Genomic DNA, 6499 nt, shown 5'->3' on the forward strand with positions numbered 1-6499 from the left:
ACAGTCCGTGCGAGGGCGTGCGGCCCGGGAGGGCCCGCGAGAGAAGGCCCGCAGGAGAAGGGGCCGCAAGGCTTGGTGCCGTCATCCTGGCCGTGCGGCGAGCCGAGGACAAGGTCACGGCAGACGACGTCCCCCGCTCCCACCCTTCCCCGAGATCGTCGACACCGTCGAGACGGCGGCATCTTCGCCGCGATATCGGGCTGAAACGAGCAGGGGCGAACAGCGAGACGTCACGTCTGGTGCGCAAGAGCACATCGCGCTCGACGCTGATCGGGACGCAATGTTCGCGCAACAGGACCGACCTACAAGCGCCGCGCTTGCAAAAGAGGGAGACAGGCCATGCTTCACGTGGTCCCGGGACGAGCCGGCGCGACCGCCGCTCCCCTGCCGGAGGATGCGGCCTGGCATCAGGATCCGCCCTGGCGGCAGGATCTCGACGCCCTGAACGCACTTTTGCAGGCCTCGCGGCCCCGCGGCCCGAGCCGGGCGCAGATTGCCGCCCTGATCGAGGCCGAGGCTCCCGGCGCCGTTCCTGCCGCCGCCCGGGCCCGGATCGCCGAGCGCCTCGCCCGCATCCTCGCCCAGGCGACGGACCGCGGGTGACGGCCTGATGAGCTGAGGACAATTCGACGGCGGCGGGACCCCGCTCGGGCGCCCGGCCCACCGTGATGAGGGGCAAGTGGCTGCCGATGCACCGGTTTCTCCGCCGGTCCAGTCGGTGCCTGCGGGACGGCGGCTTGCCGTGCGGCACGTGGACGGACGGCGTCCGGCGCGGCATTGTCGTCCGCGGAGTCCCGGATCTCGGGGCTGCTCCGGCGGGGGATCGCGGGACGGGGGCGCGGGACGATGGTGAGGCGCGGATCGAGGGGAGCGGCCCTGCGCCGGCGGACGGCGCCATGACGGGCGCTGCCGCGCACGTCGTCGTGGTGGACGACGAGGCCGACGCCCGCGCCATGGTGGGCGACTACCTGCGGATGCACGGCTTCGAGATCAGCCTGTGCGACGGCGGCGGCGCCCTGCGGCGGCGCCTGGCCGAGGTCACCCCGGACCTGATCGTCCTCGACCTCAACATGCCGGAAGAGGACGGGCTGTCGATCGTGCGCGACCTCAAGGGCCGCTCGAGCATCCCGATCATCATGCTCACCGCCACAGCGAGCCCGATCGACCGCGTGGTCGGCCTCGAGCTCGGGGCCGACGACTACCTGCCCAAGCCCTGCGAGCTGCGCGAGCTCGTGGCCCGTATCCGCTCGGTGCTGCGCCGGGCGGCGCAGGGGCGTGCCGTCTCCGAGCCGGCGGCGCCGGCGCGGCCGGAGGGGGGCGTGCGCTTCGGCCGGATGATCGTCGACACCGAGACCCTTCGCTTGCGCGACGAGGCCGGCACCGAGCAGATCCTGACCCGCTCCGAATACGCCCTGCTCAAGGCCTTCCTCGATAACCCGAAGCGGGTGCTGACCCGGGAGCGCCTGCTCGACCTCGCGGATGCCCGCGATCCGGAGGCCTTCGACCGGGCGATCGACGTGCGGATCAACCGCATCCGCAAGAAGGTCGAGCCCGACCCGGCCAATCCCCGTTTCATCAAGACCGTGCGCGGCATGGGCTACGTGTTCCGGCCCGACGGCGATTGAGGGGCTGATCCGCGGCAGGGGGGCTTGATGAAAGGGGCCCGCCTCTCCACGCTATTCCCGGAGAAAGCCTCGCGCCCAATTTCCCTCGCATCCACGAGCGACGGGCGGAGAATCGTTCGCCTGCGCGCCCTGCCGAGGAGAAGGCCTTTGTCGTCCAGCCCCGCTCCCACCCACCACGGCGCCGATCCGGTCGCCGGCACCGTCGATCCGGTCTGGCGGCGGCTGCGCCAGGAGGCCGAGGCCGTGATGCGCGACGAGCCGCGCCTGGCCTCGTTCCTGTTCGCGAGCGTGCTCAACCACGCCACCCTCGAATCGGCGGTAGCCCATCGGGTCGCCTCGCGGCTCGGCCACCCGGCGCTCACCGCGGACCTGATCGCGCAGAGCTTCGGCGAGGCGGTGGCGGACGATCCCGGCATCGGCCAGGCGTTCCGGGCCGATATCGGCGCGGTGATCGACCGCGACCCGGCCGCCGGACGGGCGATCGAGCCGGTCCTGTACTTCAAGGGCTTCCACGCCATCCAGGCCCACCGCCTGGGCCACTGGCTGTGGACGCGGGGCCGGCGCGACCTCGCGCTCTACCTGCAGAGCCGGTCCTCCGAGGTCTTCCAGACCGACATCCATCCGGCCGCCCGGATCGGGCGCGGCATCTTCCTCGACCACGCGACCGGCCTGGTGGTCGGCTCGACGGCGGTGATCGAGGACGAGGTCTCGATGCTGCACGACGTCACCCTCGGCGGCACCGGCAAGCATGGCGGCGATCGCCACCCGAAGATCCGGCAGGGCGTGATGATCGGGGCCGGCGCCAAGATCCTCGGCAACATCGAGGTCGGCGCCCGCGCCCGGGTCGCCGCCGGCTCGGTGGTGCTCCAGGCGGTGCCGCCCTGCACCACGGTGGTGGGCGTGCCCGCCCGCGTGGTCGGCTCGGCCGGGTGCTCCGATCCGGCCCGCGCCATGGACCAGTTCATCCACCTGATGGACGGGATCTGAAACCCGCGGCGAAGCCGCCTTGCTCGCCCGGCCCCGCCGTGGCAAGGCGGGGGCCTACCGCTCCAAGAACAGCCCCGCGGCGCGCCGTCGGGGAAGGGGCGTTGTCGCATCCCGAGCCCGTGCCCGCGGCCTCGGGATCTCGATGAAGGCGGCACGCACCGCACCGGGACCACCCCCGGCCGCGGTCGCTGCCCGGAAGCACCTGAAGAGGCCAGCGTGAACAAGACCGAGATGACGAAGGTGGAAGGCTACCTTCGCCGTACCTTCGCGAACCACAACATCCGGCTCGTCGCCCGTCCCAAGAAGACGGACTCGGCCGAGGTGTATATCGGCGAGGAGTTCGTCGGCGTGCTGTCGGTCGACGACGAGGACGGCGACCGCTCGTTCAACTTCTCGATGGCGATCCTCGACACCGACCTTGACGAGTAGGGCGATCACGCCCTCGCGAGCCGGGCGAGATTACGGGCCCGGGGCGAACAGCCGCTCCAGCCCGGCGAGGCCCGCGCCCCATTCCGGCAGCCGTTCGGCCGAGAAGCGCAGGCGCAAGGCGAGGCTGCCGATCCGCACCTCGCTGAGGCAGGCGGCGTCCGGCTCGGGCACCGGGCCGGTGGTGCAGCGCGCCGCGAACCGGCTGCCCTCGGCCTCGGCGAGGTAGAGGTCCTCGCCCTCGAACGGCGTTCCGGCCCGGAAGCGCCGCCGCATCAGCCCCTCGGGCAGCAGCTGCGCCTCGGCGGTGAGGAAGCGGGCGTAGCGCCGGGCTGGGCTCAGGGGCGCTTCCGTCTCGGGCGCCCGGGTCGCCGTCACCCGCATCAGGCCGGGTCGGGCGCTGCCCGTGAGGTCGCTCCACGGGATCGCCAGGTCGATCCGCTCCGACGCCGCCGCGGCAGCCGCGCCCGGCCGCACGAGCCAGGAGGCCGGCAGGACGAGGGGGCGGGCGGTCAGCGCGCTCACCACCACCGGACCGGCGGGCGCGGGCGGACGGGCGAGCCAGGCGGCGCCGATCCCCGTGAGACCGAGGGAGCCGACGAGCCCGAGGGCGGCGGCCAGCAGCAGCCGTCGGTCGGCCGGACGCGCGGCTGCAACCGGCCGGTTCGCCGGCTGCCGGCCGAGCCGCGCCGAGCGTACCACATCCCGTTCGAGGCGCGCCGCCGCGGCGCTCAGTGCAGGCCCCATGGCGCCCGCCTCCGATTCGTTCGATCGATGCCCCGAAGGGCCATTTCCACGAACGTTCGGCTCCGACCGTTAACGACTCCTTACCGGATCGCGGGCACGAGGCGGATTTCTGTGGCACGGACGCGCCATGCGATGGAGAATCCCACGGTGGGACCGGCATCGATAATCTGTGGATAACGAAAAATTAACCATAACTGCAGGTCGGGCCTGGCGCAGGGTGGGACGAACGCGCCCGCCGGAGTTTAACCTCCCATGAACCTCTCGCCGACCGCCATCGAGAACCTCCAGACCCTCGTGCTCGGGCTCGCCTTCGCCGGGTTCCTGGCGAGTGCCTTCGAGTGGGCGACGGCGCGGCGCGCGAGCTTCGGCCTGCTGACGGGCGGCGGCCTCGTGGCGCTGGCCTCCCTGCCGGTCCTCGCCTTCGGGGCACCGTTCATCATCCTGCGCAACACGGTGCGGGGTCGCCGGATCGAGGGACGGCCGATCCCCTTCGTGATGCTGGCGACGATGCTGGCCTGCGGCTGGAGCCTGGTCTCGGGGCGGGTCGTGCTCGACCTCGCCCATCTGGTCTCCGGCGCCTGAGGCACGACGACCGCGAAGTCCGTCGTCGTGCTCGGGACTTGCTGAGAGGACGGAGCGTCAAGAAAGCCTTGTCGCGGTGACGCCCACGACATGACCGCGCGATCGCGCGGCATCAACCTGCGCTCTCCCTGCGTCATTCCAGGGTTGACGGTCCGAAGGGTGCGCCGTTACCGGCCCGCAGCCCTCGGGCTCGGGATGTGCGCCGTGCCGTTTGCCCTCCTCGCCCTATGCATGACCGTCGCCCTCGCCGTCCACGCTGCGAAGACCGGACGCTTCTCGCCCTGGGGCTGGATCATCGTCATGCTGCCGCCCCTCGGCGGCGTCGCCTACGTCCTCGTGGAGCTTCTCCCGGAACTTCTCGGCCCGCCCCGCGGGCAAAAGACCCAGCGCGAGGTCGCGCGGCGCGCGAATCCCGAGAAGACCTACCGGATCCTGCGCGACCGTCTGCCCGATGCCGACACCGTCGCCAAGCGGGTGCGCCTCGCCGAGGAATGCACCGCCCAAGTGGCAGGAGGACTGAGAGCAGTACGGACGAGATCGTTCGCCGGTTCCAACGGCGACGAGCCGACCTTCCACGTCGGCCGGGCCAAAGCCGATCTGGAGCTCGGCCGCGCCGCCGACGCGCTGGCAGGGGTCGACGCGCTCAAGCGACGCGAGCCCGACTATGAGAGCGCGCGCGGAAACATGCTCTACGCGCGGGCCCTGGCCGGGATCGGCCGCACCGACGAGGCGCGCGCCCGCGCACGTGCGCAAGCGTCGAGGCGAGTGGGGCCGCGTGGCCGAGAACGTGCTGCGCCGGACTTGACCCGGCGCCCGCGGCTTCAGCGATTCGCGGTGGTGATCGGCGAGGCGACGCCGTTCAGCGACACCCAGGCCAGCCCGTCCTGGCCCTCGCGCTTGACGTAGGTGTAGCCGGTGCGCTGCCAGGGCAGGATCGCGTTGGTCTTGTTGTCGAGGATGTAGTCGCCCCGGTCGGTGCGGACCATCAGGACGGCGTGACCCTCGCCGATCTCGTCGATCACCACGGTCATGCGCAGGGCGCGGCGGGCGAGGCCGCGCTCCACCAGCATGCGGCGCTTGAGGAGCTGGTAGTCCTCGCAATCGCCCTGGCCGTCATCGGGGAAGTCCCAACGATCGACCACGCCCCAGTGGTCCTGGTCGATCATCGGCCGGATGCGGCCGTTGACGCGCCGGTTCACCGCCGTGAGGGTGCGCCAGAGCGCCGGGGTCATCGTCAGGGTCGTCGGTTCGCTGGTGTTGACGGCGCATTCCGCCGGGTAGCGGTTGCAGAAGTCGGTCCAGGCGCTGACCGGCTTGGCGGAGCCGCCACGCTCGATCGCCGCGCTGGCATCGGGCAAAGCCGCCAGGGTCTGCGTCTGCCCCTGCGCCGTGGCACCGCCGATCAGCAGCAGCGTTCCGAGAAGTCCCAGCTGCGCCGCCCGGGCGCCGCGCATCAGGAGGCCCTGGCGATCGACATGGCTCGCCCGGCCGAGGCCGTCCATCAGTGCCCGCATTGCCCCATCGACTCTAGCTTGGTTCTTGCGTCCAAGCTGCCACGGGGCCCGGCGGGGCTCAACAGAAAAATTTAAGCCCTGGTAAACGCCCCTGCCGCACTTTGGTTCCAATTCGATACGCAGATTTTTCGGGCGATTCGGCGTTCAGCGATTGGCCGTCACGGTCGGAGCGGTCGCGCCGCCGAGCGACACCCAGGACGCGGCCTCCTGCGACTCGCGCTTGATGAAGGTGTATCCGGTCTTGTGCCAGGGGAGCACGGCGCTGGTCTTGTTGTCGAGCACCAAGTCGCCGCGGTCGGTGCGCAGCATCAGCACCGCGTGGCCCTCGCCCTTCTCGTCGATCACCACCGTCATCCGCATCGCCCGGCGCGGCAGACCGGCCTGGGCCAGCAGCTTGCGCTTGAGCAGCTGGAAGTCCTCGCAGTCGCCCGAGCCGTCCTCGGCCAGGTCCCAGCGGTCCGGCACGCCCCAGTGCTCCTGGTCGGTCACCGCGCGCAGCGACGTGTTCACCTGGCGGTTGATCCCGGTCACCGTCTGCCACAGCCGCGGCGTCAGCGTCACCTGCGACGGCTCGCTCGCATCCACCGCGCATTCCGAACCATAGCGCGCGCAGAACTC

General features: G+C 71.4%; 9 protein-coding genes. 6 read left to right on the forward strand and 3 right to left on the reverse strand.

Going from position 1 to position 6499, the window contains the following annotated elements; translation table 11 throughout:
* The first annotated feature begins 339 nt into the window (after positions 1–339).
* The 4 genes from VQ02_RS17750 (at position 340) to VQ02_RS17765 (ending at position 3041) form a co-directional block, all read left to right on the forward strand.
* Entirely contained in the window at positions 340–603 is a 264-nt protein-coding gene (locus VQ02_RS17750; RefSeq protein WP_245239770.1) for a hypothetical protein, read from the forward strand.
* Between the two features lie 293 nt (positions 604–896).
* A complete protein-coding gene (locus VQ02_RS17755) occupies positions 897–1625 on the forward strand; it encodes a response regulator (RefSeq protein ID WP_048445537.1) in 729 nt (242 codons plus the stop codon).
* A gap of 147 nt (positions 1626–1772) precedes the next feature.
* Positions 1773–2612 carry a serine O-acetyltransferase gene (gene cysE, locus VQ02_RS17760; protein WP_048445538.1) on the forward strand — a complete coding sequence of 280 codons (840 nt, stop codon included), beginning with the start codon at positions 1773–1775 and terminating at the stop codon, positions 2610–2612.
* Between the two features lie 231 nt (positions 2613–2843).
* Positions 2844–3041, forward strand: coding sequence for a DUF3126 family protein (locus tag VQ02_RS17765; RefSeq protein ID WP_210344710.1), 198 nt, complete (start codon positions 2844–2846; stop codon positions 3039–3041).
* A gap of 30 nt (positions 3042–3071) precedes the next feature.
* On the opposite strand, the gene VQ02_RS17770 is transcribed toward VQ02_RS17765, so the two are convergent.
* A complete protein-coding gene (locus VQ02_RS17770; RefSeq protein ID WP_083469283.1) occupies positions 3072–3785 on the reverse strand; it encodes a hypothetical protein in 714 nt (237 codons plus the stop codon).
* Between the two features lie 252 nt (positions 3786–4037).
* On the opposite strand from VQ02_RS17770, the gene VQ02_RS17775 reads away from it, so the two are divergent.
* Complete coding sequence (locus tag VQ02_RS17775) at positions 4038–4367, forward strand: DUF6949 family protein (protein ID WP_048445539.1); 330 nt, start codon at positions 4038–4040, stop codon at positions 4365–4367.
* 231 nt (positions 4368–4598) lie between these two features.
* Entirely contained in the window at positions 4599–5273 is a 675-nt protein-coding gene (locus VQ02_RS17780) for a hypothetical protein (RefSeq protein ID WP_053080420.1), read from the forward strand.
* Here VQ02_RS17780 and VQ02_RS17785 read toward each other — a convergent pair.
* Both VQ02_RS17785 and VQ02_RS17790 read right to left on the reverse strand, forming a co-directional pair.
* The gene (locus VQ02_RS17785; protein WP_048445540.1) at positions 5189–5881 is read right to left on the reverse strand and encodes a transglutaminase-like cysteine peptidase; all 693 of its coding nucleotides are present in this window, start codon (positions 5879–5881) and stop codon (positions 5189–5191) included. The two genes, VQ02_RS17780 and VQ02_RS17785, sit on opposite strands and share 85 nt — an antisense overlap.
* 144 nt (positions 5882–6025) lie before the next feature.
* On the reverse strand, positions 6026–6499 hold a 474-nt coding region (locus VQ02_RS17790; RefSeq protein WP_048445544.1), incomplete at its 5' end, for a transglutaminase-like cysteine peptidase.

Source organism: Methylobacterium variabile, assembly GCF_001043975.1.
Taxonomy (GTDB): domain Bacteria; phylum Pseudomonadota; class Alphaproteobacteria; order Rhizobiales; family Beijerinckiaceae; genus Methylobacterium; species Methylobacterium variabile.